The sequence below is a fragment of the Staphylococcus epidermidis genome, from assembly GCF_006742205.1.
GTDB lineage: Bacteria > Bacillota > Bacilli > Staphylococcales > Staphylococcaceae > Staphylococcus > Staphylococcus epidermidis.
In genome coordinates, this window is sequence record NZ_AP019721.1 from 1,717,822 (window position 1) to 1,731,463 (window position 13,642).

Annotated in this window: 12 protein-coding genes and 1 pseudogene; 4 read left to right on the plus strand and 9 right to left on the minus strand. The window is 31.9% G+C overall.

Annotated elements, in window-relative coordinates:
• The first annotated feature begins 107 nt into the window (after window positions 1-107).
• The gene (locus tag FNL83_RS08340; protein WP_001830132.1) at window positions 108-1,034 is read left to right on the plus strand and encodes a lysophosphatidylglycerol phospholipase D; all 927 of its coding nucleotides are present in this window, start codon (window positions 108-110) and stop codon (window positions 1,032-1,034) included.
• 514 nt (window positions 1,035-1,548) lie between these two features.
• On the opposite strand, the gene FNL83_RS08345 is transcribed toward FNL83_RS08340, so the two are convergent.
• From FNL83_RS08345 to cyoE, 4 genes are all read right to left on the minus strand, one after another.
• Window positions 1,549-1,983: a YlbF/YmcA family competence regulator gene (locus FNL83_RS08345; RefSeq protein WP_002470243.1), complete on the minus strand. Its 435-nt coding sequence runs from the start codon at window positions 1,981-1,983 to the stop codon at window positions 1,549-1,551.
• A 20-nt stretch (window positions 1,984-2,003) separates the two neighbouring features.
• Window positions 2,004-3,056 (minus strand): CAP-associated domain-containing protein, encoded by a 1,053-nt coding sequence (locus FNL83_RS08350; protein ID WP_002489756.1) that lies wholly within the window; start codon window positions 3,054-3,056, stop codon window positions 2,004-2,006.
• Window positions 3,057-3,497: 441 nt separating this feature from the next.
• A complete protein-coding gene (locus FNL83_RS08355) occupies window positions 3,498-3,959 on the minus strand; it encodes a DUF420 domain-containing protein (protein ID WP_001830117.1) in 462 nt (153 codons plus the stop codon).
• A gap of 25 nt (window positions 3,960-3,984) precedes the next feature.
• Window positions 3,985-4,896, minus strand: a complete 912-nt coding sequence (gene cyoE / locus FNL83_RS08360) for a heme o synthase (RefSeq protein ID WP_002469568.1) — start codon at window positions 4,894-4,896, stop codon at window positions 3,985-3,987.
• Window positions 4,897-5,196: 300 nt separating this feature from the next.
• Here cyoE and FNL83_RS08365 point away from each other — a divergent pair, with 300 nt between their 5' ends.
• Window positions 5,197-6,105 carry a COX15/CtaA family protein gene (locus FNL83_RS08365; protein ID WP_001830131.1) on the plus strand — a complete coding sequence of 303 codons (909 nt, stop codon included), beginning with the start codon at window positions 5,197-5,199 and terminating at the stop codon, window positions 6,103-6,105.
• Window positions 6,106-6,247: 142 nt separating this feature from the next.
• On the opposite strand, the gene FNL83_RS08370 is transcribed toward FNL83_RS08365, so the two are convergent.
• The 3 genes from FNL83_RS08370 to FNL83_RS08380 all read right to left on the minus strand — a co-directional run bounded on the left by FNL83_RS08370 (window position 6,248) and on the right by FNL83_RS08380 (window position 11,999).
• On the minus strand, window positions 6,248-9,697 hold the full coding sequence (locus FNL83_RS08370; protein WP_002489770.1) for a pyruvate carboxylase: 3,450 nt from the start codon (window positions 9,695-9,697) through the stop codon (window positions 6,248-6,250).
• Between the two features lie 401 nt (window positions 9,698-10,098).
• Window positions 10,099-11,322, minus strand: a complete 1,224-nt coding sequence (gene ftsW / locus FNL83_RS08375; protein ID WP_001830097.1) for a cell division peptidoglycan polymerase FtsW — start codon at window positions 11,320-11,322, stop codon at window positions 10,099-10,101.
• 401 nt (window positions 11,323-11,723) lie between these two features.
• Window positions 11,724-11,999: an Fpa/YlaN family protein gene (locus FNL83_RS08380; RefSeq protein WP_001830079.1), complete on the minus strand. Its 276-nt coding sequence runs from the start codon at window positions 11,997-11,999 to the stop codon at window positions 11,724-11,726.
• Window positions 12,000-12,143: 144 nt separating this feature from the next.
• On the opposite strand from FNL83_RS08380, the gene FNL83_RS08385 reads away from it, so the two are divergent.
• The gene (locus tag FNL83_RS08385; RefSeq protein WP_002456607.1) at window positions 12,144-12,626 is read left to right on the plus strand and encodes a hypothetical protein; all 483 of its coding nucleotides are present in this window, start codon (window positions 12,144-12,146) and stop codon (window positions 12,624-12,626) included.
• Window position 12,627: 1 nt separating this feature from the next.
• Entirely contained in the window at window positions 12,628-12,783 is a 156-nt protein-coding gene (locus tag FNL83_RS08390) for a DUF2197 domain-containing protein (RefSeq protein ID WP_002439348.1), read from the plus strand.
• Between the two features lie 18 nt (window positions 12,784-12,801).
• Here the strand turns inward: FNL83_RS08390 and FNL83_RS12385 are convergent.
• Together FNL83_RS12385 and FNL83_RS12390 are read right to left on the minus strand one after the other, a co-directional pair.
• Window positions 12,802-13,177, minus strand: a pseudogene (locus tag FNL83_RS12385) (transposase); the annotation flags it as partial.
• Window positions 13,178-13,252: 75 nt separating this feature from the next.
• On the minus strand, window positions 13,253-13,453 hold the full coding sequence (locus FNL83_RS12390) for a transposase (RefSeq protein ID WP_032604652.1): 201 nt from the start codon (window positions 13,451-13,453) through the stop codon (window positions 13,253-13,255).
• Between the last annotated feature and the right edge of the window lie 189 nt (window positions 13,454-13,642).

Below are 13,642 nucleotides of genomic sequence, written 5' to 3' on the forward strand. Positions count from 1 at the left end.
AAACTTATCTATCTTAAAATGATAATGAGTAAAAGGAATCATAACCATCGTACCCAACAATAATGTTGGGGTACACACACTCTAACTATCACTAGGAGGATTCGATTATGGCTCATTCAAAAAAATGGTTTATTAATGGTACGTTGGCAACAGCCGGTATTATAAGCAGTCTATTTTACTTTTTAAAAAATAAAAATAAATCACCGCAACAATTAAAATCTATTCCACCTTTCTTCTCAGGACAAGCACCTTACATATTTGCACATAGAGGTGGCATGGCAATGCGACCAGAGCAAACACAGTTGGCATTTGATAATGCTGTTGAATATGGATTGGATGGCTTTGAAACAGATGTACGACTAACTAAAGATGAACAACTCATTGTTTTTCACGATGCACTTGTCGACCGTACAACTAATGGTTCAGGTAAAGTGAGTGAACATACTCTAGCTGAACTAAAACGATTAGATGCGGGATATCATTTTACTGACATCAATAATCAAACACCTTATCGCGGGCACGATAAAGCTAAGATTTTATCATTCGAGGAACTGCTTGAATTGTACCCTAATATGTATATCAATGTGGATTTAAAAGATGCGCCAGACACATATGAAGGTCGTATCGCACCAAAAGTGATTTACGATAATATCATCAAACATGGGGCGCAACATCGAGTGCTCGTTACAAGCTTCCATAAAAAACAAATTCAACGTTTCACTGAGTATAACCAAGCTGACATTGCTATCGGTGCTAGTGAAGGCGAAGTTGCTGAAGGTTTTATTAAATTTAACGGCATGTTAGGTCACACATTTAAACCACAAGCAGACACATTCCAAATGCCAGTTGCATATAAAGGAATTTCATTAACTTCTAAGCGTTTCATTCAATGGCTTAACTTAAATAATATTGTACCCGGTTACTATGGTGTGAATAGTATAGATTTAATGACAGATTTATATCATAAAGGTGTTCATACTTTAGTTACAGATCGCCCAGATTTAGGTCAACAATTTAAAGAAACTTTAAAATAAATTGAAATATAAGTTTCGTAATGATTACTTATGATTAATTTAACTAAAAATACCTAGGACATCCAACTTGTCCTAGGTATTTAACGTATTATCCGCGCGTTTCTGAAGTGAAAGTACATTCATTTTTAGTCTTATAACATTAATTTATCTTTGACTAAATAATGCGATATTTACGATATCATTATTTAACTTTGTATATAGTTTGCACGGTATAAATATATTTTTATAAATAATCATCGTTAAAGATAGAAATGACTTTGATAGAGTGCGAATCTAACATTTTGTTTTATAGAATGTATATACAGTAGACTTACCCTTTCAAAAAATATAATGGATAAAAAGAGGTGTGAAATAGTTTATTAATCCATTTCACTTCTCTTCTAAATGATACCAACCGCTTCCTTCAAAGTAACAAATTCTTGATTACATAGATTTACCTTCTGTATAACATTAATTAAACAAACATAAGTCTTTGTTATTACTGATTAATTAATGCTTTGATCATGTCTTTTAATTACAATGAACAGTTACATGTGCCACCAGATGCACATCCATCATGTCCAGTTTGGAAGAAAGGATTACCTGTTTCAATTTTTACATGCTCAGAAACAGCTAATGCTATTTTGGACATCACTTCGTCAATTAAATTTTGTAATGCCACTTCCTTTGCTTTATACTCCATTACTACTGGAAGCATTTCATAAGCACGTTTTCGTTTTCGAGTTTCTAACATAATATCTTTGTAATCGGGATGATATTTTCCAAATCTCATCACATCATCATACTTATCTTTCACTTTTAGAAAAGCTTGATAAAGTAGACTTGCCTCATCATCAGCATCTAATTGCATTTTAGCTCGTCGGTATGAGACATAAATATCAGATTGTACAATCATATCCGAGATATCCTCAATATCATCTAAAATGTCTAATGTTTCTTCAGTAATCACAGAATCATCCTTTATTTATTTTACTTTTCTACAAATATTAATGAATAATAATCACTCATCACTTCTCCACCCATTTCATCATATTTATTACTTAACAAGCGTGAGCGATGAATATCAGAATTAATCCAACTATGAATAAGTGTAGGTACATCGTCAAAATCATAACCTACATTTTGACTTGCTGACTTATAACTTACATGGCGTTCATCCAGTTGTTGTGTTAAAGCATTCTCAGTAAACTCCACACTGTTTGATCCTTTATCCGTTGCTTCATACAGATTGATAGCAGCAATACGAGCAATATCGTTGTTAACTTTAAGTGATTTTAAATTTTTCATTTCTCTCATTTTATTCGTTACTTCATAGAGTGTAATCAATTGATTAGGGTTTTGTTCATGTGGAATTTTATCGTCGGAACTTTCACTAATTTGTCTCTCATCTTCTGCTCTATTTAACTTATATGGTTGTAGTGTTGCCAATGTATTTGCATCTAAAAATCTCACTGCCAAAATTTTATTAGTTTGTTGATCAGAATATATTTGAGCATAAACATCTCCATATTTAATTAACGTCTGTGTCTTTAAGTCTTCATCAGACATTTCAAATTTATAAGTTTTACCTTTCGTTTTGACAGTTGGTTCTGGATTAATACTAGTATCTTCAAAAATATGAGATGAACTTTCACCTATTTTAAGTGGGCTCACTTTCACACCTTTACCTGTGGCATAAACTGATGTGATTGTTCCTTTATTAGTACTTACAATATAATATTCATCTTTCTGTTTAAAGACATAATTTTTTAACCCATTTTTATATGGATAAGACCGATCAGCTTGTCCATAATGATGCGTTAGTGTTTTAATATCTTTTCCAATCCAAGTCCCTATCCCTTCTTTAGGTTTAGGGTTCTCAGCATCCTTATTCACCTGTTTAAATTGCTCTGTCTTAGTCGTTTTGCTATTTTTATTTGGATTCTCTAGAACATCAAACTTTAAACGTGGTGAGTAAAAGAGATAAATTAAAAATGTCACTAATAATATAACACCAATAACTTTAATTATTAACTTCTTCATCTTTCACCCACCTCTTAATAATTATATATATTGTACAAAAATGTACTAACCTTTTTCAACATAAGTGAAACGTGTAAACATTTCCCATCATTATTCTTATAAAACAAATTTTAAATACTTTTGTATTCGTTATTTATACGAAAGTGAACATGAATGAATTTTTAAACATATTAAAATCTAAATATTAAATAGATATATATCGAGTCAGTAAAAAATGACTTTAGTATGATTACAGATCTCGCTTAGATTTATTTAAAATATTTATATAGGATTTGAATCATATTTGATACGTTTGTAACTGTAGAAATAGTAGATAATGATTAGGAATAAAAAGTATGTTTATTGTATAGTTTATGACAACATGACAACTGAGTTATCTACGTTCAGTACATAAAAATACCTGAGACAACCATTTGTGTCTCAGGCTCTTATAAAGAAAATTTATAGACCTAATGTAGCTTTAAGCAATGATGTTGTTTCTCCACCTGGATACAATACATATAACAATACATAAACTGCAACACCAGTAATTGCGGTAAAGAACCAAATTATTGAAGCCCAAGGCCCAATTTTTCTGTGAATATGAAGTTTATCTTTGAAGGCTAAAATGATTTGAATTAAGCCTAAAACGCCACCAACTGTTGCAAGAATGATATGGAAAACTAAGAAAATAGTGTAATAAACTTTAATAGAACTTGGTCCACCGAAAGCTGTATTACCGATAAAAATAGTTCTTGCTGCATAAATAATAAAGAATGTTAAAGCGAAAAAGGCAGCCCATAGCATAATGTTTTTATGCTTATGAACTTGACGTTTCCAAATCAATGCCCAACCAATAGCGACTAAAATCGCACTAATAACAATACACGATGTACTTATCGTTGGTAAAATGGGTACGTTCATAAGTTTCATCCTTACTTAAGTTAATTTATATCATCTTGATTAATGAAACAACTACAACGAGTGCAAAGAATACTACTAAGTAGTTCAATGAATAAACGAACATTTGCGTTGCCCATTTAGTTTGATTAGATTCTTTTCTGAACGTTGTAAAACCTAAAGCTAACCATCCTAAATTAAGTAGTGTAGCAATAACAACAAAAGTTACGCCTAAATTAGATAATAAGAATGGCAATGGTAATAATAACACTAACCAAATAAACATGCTTACTCTTGTCCGTTTGAAACCTTTCACTGATGGTAACATAGGAATATTTGCAAGCGCATACTCATCACTACGTTTAATTGCTAGAGCGTAGAAATGGATAGGTTGCCAACAAAAGACAACTAAAAAGAGTGCTACTGCTGCTAAACTTAATGATCCATCGATAGCTACCCAACCAATTAATGGTGGTACAGCTCCAGGAAAACTTCCAACAACAGTATTCCAAGTTGTATGGCGCTTAGACCAAATTGAATAGTAAGATACATATCCAACAATACCAATTAATCCTAAAACACCAGAAGGTATATTTAATAAGAATAAACATGCTTCACCTATTAACATCATCCCAAAACTTAACATTAATAAGTTTCTATCAGATATTCTATCATTTACTGTTGGTCTACTTTGCTTACTAGGCATAATGCGATCAATATCTTGATCATAATAATTATTTAAAGCACAAGCGCCCCCCATAATAAGCGTAGAGCCAACTAGCATCAATAGTATTTGTGGAATGGAAGATAGGAAGGAATGGTTTGTCATTACTATTGCAAGCCATGCGCCTGCAAAAGCAGGTATTAAATTACCTTGAACAAGGCCCATTTTAATAATTTGTTGTAATTCTTTGAAGGATACACGGCCCGTAGTATGTGACAAAGTTTGATCTTTGTTCATAATTCCCCTCCTTAAATTTCTCATATAATATAATGATATAGTAAATCACACAAAAAGACTAGGTTTTATAAAATTAAATTGTGACACTTTTACGACATTAGAAATCGTCAATTTTGTGACACACTTAAAAATGTTATTCTTGATATAATAAGTTAAAAGTAAAAATATGTACATTAATTTAAAGTCATTTTTTCAAGTGTCGTATTTAATGAAGTATCAATTAACGAGTCTTTCAATGACTTTATTCAATTATGTAATATTATAATTTAATACTTTAAATTAATGATGGGGTGTTTATCATTGTTTAGAAAGCAAAACCTTAAATGGTTAGGTGTTTTAGCTACGATTATTATGACCTTTGTACAATTAGGTGGCGCCCTCGTAACTAAAACGGGATCAGAAGATGGTTGTGGCTCGTCTTGGCCTTTATGTAATGGCGCTTTACTTCCAGAAAATTTACCAATACAAACAATTATAGAACTGAGTCATCGCGCAGTATCAGCCATTTCACTTATAGTTGTATTATGGCTTGTAATTACAGCTTGGAAAAACATTGGATATATTAAAGAAATCAAACCACTCTCTATTATTAGTGTTGGTTTTTTATTAGTTCAAGCACTTGTAGGTGCTGCTGCTGTGATATGGCAACAAAATCCTTATGTATTAGCGCTACATTTTGGTATTTCACTTATCAGTTTCTCTTCTGTTTTCTTAATGACATTAATTATTTTCTCAATTGACAAAAAATATGAAGCTGACATTTTATTTATTCACAAACCTTTACGTATCTTAACTTGGTTAATGGCTATCATCGTATACTTAACTATTTATACAGGTGCTTTAGTTAGACATACTAAATCAAGTCTTGCTTATGGTGCTTGGCCTATTCCATTTGATGATATCGTTCCTCATAATGCGCATGATTGGGTACAATTTTCGCACAGAGGTATGGCGCTCATCACTTTTATCTGGATTATGATTACATTTATACACGCTATTAAGAATTATTCAGATAATCGAACTGTACGTTATGGTTATACTGCATCATTTATACTTGTTATCCTTCAAGTTATTACAGGTGCTTTATCAGTCATAACTAATGTCAATTTAATTATTGCGTTATTCCATGCTTTGTTTATCACTTACTTATTCGGAATGATTGCTTATTTTATTTTACTAATGTTAAGAACGACGAGAAGTCAAAAATAATTTATTTTTCTATAAATTTATAACAATTAAAAAGAAACACGCCACTCAAAATACCATAACGGTAAGATAAGTGGCGTGTTTCAATATATTTAAGTATAAATAGACCATCTAAATATCATATCAATCTAGATGGTCATTTTAATTATGATTGCTTTTCAATTTCCACTAATAAATCTCCTGTGGCAATGGCATCTCCATTAGCAACATTGATTTGTTTAATAATTCCATCAAATGGTGCCTGAATCGTCGTTTCCATCTTCATTGCTTCAGTGATTAATAATGGCTGATTAGCTTGAACTTCATCGCCTACAAACACTTTGACTTCAGTTACAGAACCAGGCATTTGAGCACCAATATGATTTGGATTTGATTTATCCGCCTTAGGTTTAACATTAGCATTCGTTTTAACATTTTCATCTTGAATATAAATACGTCTTGCTTGACCATTCATAGCGTAATAAATTGTACGTTTACCATTCTCATCTGGTTCACTGATTGTTTCTAATTTAATAATTAGACGTTTACCAGTATCAATTTCAATTTCAACTGTTTCACCATTACGCATGCCAAATAAGAATGTCGGTGTATCCAGTAAAGATACATTACCAAATTGCTCTTTCGTTTGAATATATTGTTTATATACCTTCGGATAAAGTACATAACTAATTATATCTTGTTCTGTTACCTCGTCTTGTTGTATGTCGCTTAATTCTTGACGGATTGCTTCAAAATCGACCGGCTCCAAGTATTCACCTGGTCTTTCAGTAATTGGTTGCTGTCCTTTTAAAATAACATCTTGCAATTTCTTGTTGAATCCGTTGACAGGTTGTCCAATGTCACCTTTAAAGAATGACACAACAGATTCTGGGAAATCTAATTTATAACCATCATTGATGACCGTATCTTCATCAAGATCATTTTGCACCATATATAGTGCCATATCTCCAACTACCTTTGAAGATGGTGTTACTTTTACAAGATCTCCAAACAGGAAGTTGACACGACGATACATCTCTTTGACTTCATCAAAACGTTCGCCCAATCCTAAACTTTTAGCTTGTTGACTTAAGTTTGAATATTGGCCACCTGGCATTTCATGTTGATAAATTTCTGTATTTGGTGATTTGATATCACTCTCAAAGTCTGCATAGTAAGGTCTGACTACAGACCAGTAATGACTCAACTCTTCTAACCCATCAATATCAGTTCTTAAATTACGTGGAAATCCATTTAGTGCATAATATAATGAATTTGCACTTGGTTGACTCGTTAAACCACTCATAGATGCAACAGCAGTATCTATAATATCTACGCCAGCATCAATTGCTTGTTTATATGTCAACAATCCATTTCCACTAGTATCATGTGTATGTAAATGAATTGGAAGATGTGTTGCCTCACGTAATTCACCAATTAATTCGTAAGCTGCTTTCGGTTTCAATAAACCAGCCATATCTTTAATTGCTAATATATGGAATCCTTCTCTTTCCAGTTCTTTAGCCATTTTAACGTAATAATCTAAAGTATAAATATTGGAACGTTCAGCATTTAAAATATCACCTGTATAGCAAATTGTACCCTCAGATACCATTCCAGCTTCTTGAACAGCTTCATTCGCTACTTTCATTTGATCAACCCAGTTCAATGAGTCGAATATACGGAAAACATCTACACCAGCTTTTGCACTTTCATGAACGAATTTCTTAATTACATTATCAGGATAGTTTTTATAACCTACTGCGTTCGAAGCTCGTAATAACATTTGGAATAACACATTCGGAATGGCTTTGCGCAATCTTTCTAAACGTTCCCATGGATTCTCTTTCAAGAAATTATAGGCGACATCAAATGTTGCACCACCCCACATTTCTAATGAAAAACTATCTTTAAAAACTTCAGCAGTTTTAGATGCAATGTTCATCATATCTTTTGTTCTTACACGTGTTGCAAGTAAAGATTGGTGTGCATCTCTAAATGTAGTATCGGTAATTAAAACATCTTCTTGTTCTCTAACCCAATTTGTAACACCTGTTGGTCCATGTTGCTCAAGAATTTGTTTTGTTCCAAATAACTGATTGATTTTCTTTTGAGAAATTTTTGGGATTTTGGTAGATTCATATTCTGGTTTTGGACGCTTTTCTACATTAGGAAATCCGTTTATCGTCACATTACCAATATACTCTAAAGTCTTGGTACCTCTGTCCAATGTCGGTGCAATATCGAAAAGTTCAGGTGTTTCTTCAATAAATTTAGTAGTATAATCACCACTTCTAAATTTATCATTACGCATAACATTGATGAGAAATGGAATATTCGTCTTTACGCCACGAATTCGCATTTCGCGTAATGAACGTTCCATTTTCTCTTCAGCTTGTTTAAATGAAACGGCATGTGTAGAAAGCTTAACTAATAGTGAATCGTAGTAAGGTGAAATTTCTGCACCTTGGAATCCATCCCCTGCATCAAGTCTCACACCAAAACCGCCACTTGATCGATATGCAATAATTGTGCCAGAATCTGGCATAAAATCATTAGTAGGATCTTCAGTTGTTATACGACATTGTATCGCATACCCTAATGTTTGAATTTCATTTTGCTGTGGCATAGAGATTTTATCTCCAAATAACGATTCTCCATCAGCAACTAAAATTTGCGTTTTCACAATGTCTATACCAGTAATCATTTCAGTAATTGTATGCTCAACTTGAACACGTGGATTAACCTCAATGAAGAAAAATTCATCCCCAGAAACTAAAAATTCTACTGTTCCAGCGTTGACGTATTTTATATTTTCCATCAGTTGAATTGCGGCATCACAAATTCGCTCTCTTAATTTGTTAGAAAGACCTACTGAAGGTGCAACTTCAACAACCTTTTGATGACGTCGTTGTACGGAGCAATCTCTTTCATACAAATGAATGATATTCCCGAATTCATCACCAATAACTTGAACCTCTATATGCTTTGGATTATCAATATATCTTTCGATATAAACTTCGCTATTACCAAATGACTTTTCGGCTTCTGATTTCGCACGATGGAAAGCGTCTTCTAATTCGCTTGATTCACGAACGATTCGCATACCTTTACCACCGCCACCGCTTGTGGCCTTAATCATAAGTGGGTAACCTGCTTCATTAGCAAACTGTTCTGCAGCTTCAAAACTTTCAATAGGACCATCTGTACCCGGGATTACAGGTAAGTTAGCGTTAATAGCAGTTGTTCTAGCCTTAACCTTATCTCCAAACATGTCTAGATGTTCAAGATGCGGACCTATAAATTTAATGCCTTCCTCAGCACATCGGCGTGCAAATTGTTCATTTTCACTTAAAAAACCATACCCAGGATGAATTGCATCGACACCTGCGCGAAGAGCTACTTCGATGATACGTTCGATATTCAAATAACTTTCAGCAGGTCCTAAATCACTTCCAACTAGATAGGATTCATCTGCTTTATATCTATGTAACGAACTTTTATCTTCATTAGAATAAATTGCTACTGTACTGATATTTAATTCTGCTGCCGCTCTAAAAATTCTAATGGCGATTTCACCACGGTTAGCAACAAGTAATTTCTTTATTTGTTTCAAAAGCCAAGACACCCCTTAGAATGTTACGAATTTTCTAAATAATTAGATAATAAAATTTTATCTCAAATGTTTGAATAATTCTATAGTAATTCATGAAAGAATCATATCATTTATCAATTTGTAACATTTAATTAAATAAATTAGTTCAAACTGACTACACTATGTGTAAGTTAAGTTGTCAGTCAATTACAAGAAAACTTATAAATGTTAATAATTTAATATTATCATCTATATACGAATGACGCTAGTTAAAGTATGCATATTTACAGAATCTTAAATTATGATAATGAGTAGTGACTAACTATACCAAACATTATGATATGAAAAGCCCAAGAGGAATAATTTACATTCATCTTGGGCTATAGTCTAAACTTAATATTAAAATTTTATATACTATTTAATTAATTATATCGACGTTTAATATCTACCTTACGTTGTTTCAGTCGTTTATCATCTTGTTTTATCTGTTTTGCTGTAATAAGTAGTAATCCCATAGCTATACTTAAACTAATCATCGATGAACCACCAAAACTAATAAATGGTAACGGTACACCAGTAAGTGGAATTGTAGCAGAAATACCACCGATATTTACGAATGTTTGGCTTCCGATATAACTAGCTATCCCAACGCAAACTAATTTATAAAAATACGATTGCGTTTTATTAGCAAGTTGGAAAGCGCGATATACAATAAAGTACTCTAAAATTAAAACGATTAAGCCACCGATTAATCCCATCTCTTCACAAATAATAGCAAATATAAAGTCTGTATGTGGCTCTGGCAAATAACCAAGCTTCATAATACTATTTCCTAGACCACGTCCGAACAACCCACCATTGCCAATTGCCAAAAGAGAATTAGAAATATGATATCCTGTGCCTGATTCTTGACTAAATGGATTGGTTAACGTACTAAAACGTGCTTGCAAATAACTTGGAACCATATCTAACATGAACATAAATGTAGCTACGATGATAAAACCAATAGCTACCAAAGCGCCCCATTTTAACATATTCTGCACACCGATACCTGAGTAAAAAATAATTGAGAAGAATATGATCACAATCAGCATTGTTTGACCAACATCTTTTTGAAAAAGAACAAGTATCAAACAAGTTACAACAAACAAAATTGGTCCTAATATTAATTTTATATTATGCCTCACCGCAGGCATCTTCTTTTCAATCATAAATGGTATGTATAGAATTATTGAAATCTTCAATAACTCCGAAGCTTGTAAGTTCATGAACCCTAAGTTAATCCAACTTTTAGAACCATTGATATTTTTTCCTATTACTAATGTTAGTAGTAAAAGTATAAAAATACCAATCATCATACCTTTTTGAACATTAGGCTTTTTTAATACTTTAACATTCATAATAAAAGCCATAAAAAATACGATAACAAAGCTCATGATAACGTATAAAAGTTGTCGATTGTAGAAGTATGTTCCGGAAACTGGTACTCCCCCGGTTAACGTACCTTTTGTAGCTGCAACCATGCTTGCGCTATAAACCATTACTAATCCAATCAAACAGAGGACAACATAAGTTATTAACAATGGATAATCGATAAATTTAGAAGTCTTTCCAATATATCGCATTATATTTTTAAAATTTTTCATATACTAGATCTTCCAATACTAAATGATTAAAATTTATCTCTTTGTTGACTTAATAAAACACATCGCTACTAAAAAGCGTTCTTATCTATTATATACTTCAACGTATCTATTAAACAAATATAAACAAATAGATTTACCTTTAAAACCCATGATTTAAATTTACTTTAACAATTTTTGAAAGAAGTGAGCGTTTTTAGGCTTCTTTCAAATCAATTTCACTTTTAAATCTTACAACAAAAAAGACCGAGAAAGATATAAGAATTAATATCAACTCAGTCATTTATGCGATGATTGACTCGTACAATTAATCATCTATCAATATTTTCTTTAAACATAATACATTATGCATACCGTCAACTTAGTGAATACATTATTTTTACAATTAATTACAAATAAAAAATTTAAACATTCGTAAATGCTTCATGCAATTTAGAAAGTTCTTTTTCAAGTCTTAACATTAATTGCTTACCATCTTCTTTATCAACTAATCCAAGTTGAACTGCGAAATCAACTTCCTTTTGTAAACCAAACATTTGAGTATCTAAAACCTCTTCATAAAGTGGACAAGAAGGTAAAGTTAAGTTATCCATTTGAACTTTAATTAGATGTAATATTCTGTCTGCATCTTTATTCAATTGGTCATATGCCGCACTATTTAACTTCGATTGGTTAGACATGACATATTCCCCCTATCGTTTCAATTAATATCTTCACAATAGAAGTTTATCCTACTGAATGTTAAAAAGCAAGCGAATTTAAATTAAGTGAAAGCGATTCTATGTTAAAATAATGAAAGATAAAAATTTAGGGAGTGGGCATTTATGATTCAAATAAAAGGAGCAGTCAATTTCCCTATTTCATTGGATAGTACGACTTGGATATTTGACGATAGAAAAGTTACTATTGATGATTTAGAACGTGGGGTATTTGATGGTACTAGACCCATCAACTTTGATGATAACAAGGAATGGAACCGTGCTATTTTAGAAGGACAAACAAATCCACCAACGCTTGATTCTGAAATTAAATATAAAAAACGATCGGTTTTAGATGAAACATTTGTGATAAATATGACACCATTTTTCAAAAACGCCGAACCTATGGAAAATGCTAGCACAATAAAACTTTCTAATAAAGATTATTCCATCAATGTACCCATGGACTTATTACCTTATTTGTTCTTTCAATTTTCTAGTAATGGCAAACGTTTATATAGTGATAATGCTGTTGATAGTTTCATATATATTCCTGAAGAAGGATACTCTCATCAATTTAAGTATGTCACACATATAGAGGTGATTTAATATGAGAAAGGTTCAATGTATTATTTGCGATACTAAAGTTTTTATTGATGAACATACAGTCGAGGCTAAACGCTTAAAAAATAATCCTATACGCACTTTCATGTGCGATGATTGTAAAAGTAGACTCGATACACCTAAACAAAGCAAACGAGATTAAAATGATATATTGGAAATTTCAAACTATCTCACATAAATAAAGAGTGTGGGACTTAAAGTTCCAAGATAAATAAAAAAGACAATTTCTATTGAAATTATATAGAAATTGTCTTTTTTATTATTTTTTTGATTATTTTCAGCTCGTTGAGCTGTTACTTTTCTTATATTAAGTGCCATTAGCACAAATCCTAGTTCTCTTTTGACTTTATTTATCCCTCGAACGGACATTCGAGTAAAACCCAAAATAGCCTTCATAAATCCAAAAACAGGCTCCACATCAATTTTTCTTGACTGTAGATGCTTTTTGTTTTTGGTTCTGAAAACTTTTTAATAATTTGGACTTTAAAATATTCCCAATTATAATTTTTCATTATTTTTTTATTTGCTTTTGAATCGATTAATTGTTATATAAGAAGGCTTTTGATTTTATGATAGACACATCATTCGAATATTATCATTAAGTATTTTTTCTATCTACGTCCTGAAAACACAGATTGGGTATAGGCATATAAAACTACTTTTAACATTATTTTTGGATGGTATGATATTGCATCACGATGATGTCTGAATTCAGTCTCTAGAATTGTTTCTACAATATCATTTACATGTCGTGAAATATCATTTGTGGGGATAAGAACTGAAGTTTCCATTGGTAGAGTAAGTTGAGTCATGTTATAATCTTTATACATAAGGCACCTCGTTAATTTAGTTTAGTGATGTTTATTAAATTATACGAAAGGGCCTTATTTTTTTAAAGTATTTTAATGTAAAATTACATATGAATACAAAGTATTTTGGCGAGACTCTTGAGGGAACAGGACAAGCTGAAGACTACAGGCTGAAGCTGTCCTCTAAGAAAG

Excerpts from the sequence above, each read along its gene's own strand:
- FNL83_RS08340 (WP_001830132.1), top strand. The coding sequence starts at position 108 with ATGGCTCATTCAAAAAAATGGTTTATTAATGGTACGTTGGCAACAGCC.
- FNL83_RS08350 (WP_002489756.1), bottom strand. The coding sequence starts at position 3,056 with ATGAAGAAGTTAATAATTAAAGTTATTGGTGTTATATTATTAGTGACA.
- FNL83_RS08355 (WP_001830117.1), bottom strand. The coding sequence starts at position 3,959 with ATGAACGTACCCATTTTACCAACGATAAGTACATCGTGTATTGTTATT.
- cyoE (WP_002469568.1), bottom strand. The coding sequence starts at position 4,896 with ATGAACAAAGATCAAACTTTGTCACATACTACGGGCCGTGTATCCTTC.
- ftsW (WP_001830097.1), bottom strand. The coding sequence starts at position 11,322 with ATGAAAAATTTTAAAAATATAATGCGATATATTGGAAAGACTTCTAAA.
- FNL83_RS08380 (WP_001830079.1), bottom strand. The coding sequence starts at position 11,999 with ATGTCTAACCAATCGAAGTTAAATAGTGCGGCATATGACCAATTGAAT.
- FNL83_RS08385 (WP_002456607.1), top strand. The coding sequence starts at position 12,144 with ATGATTCAAATAAAAGGAGCAGTCAATTTCCCTATTTCATTGGATAGT.
- FNL83_RS08390 (WP_002439348.1), top strand. The coding sequence starts at position 12,628 with ATGAGAAAGGTTCAATGTATTATTTGCGATACTAAAGTTTTTATTGAT.
- FNL83_RS12390 (WP_032604652.1), bottom strand. The coding sequence starts at position 13,453 with ATGACTCAACTTACTCTACCAATGGAAACTTCAGTTCTTATCCCCACA.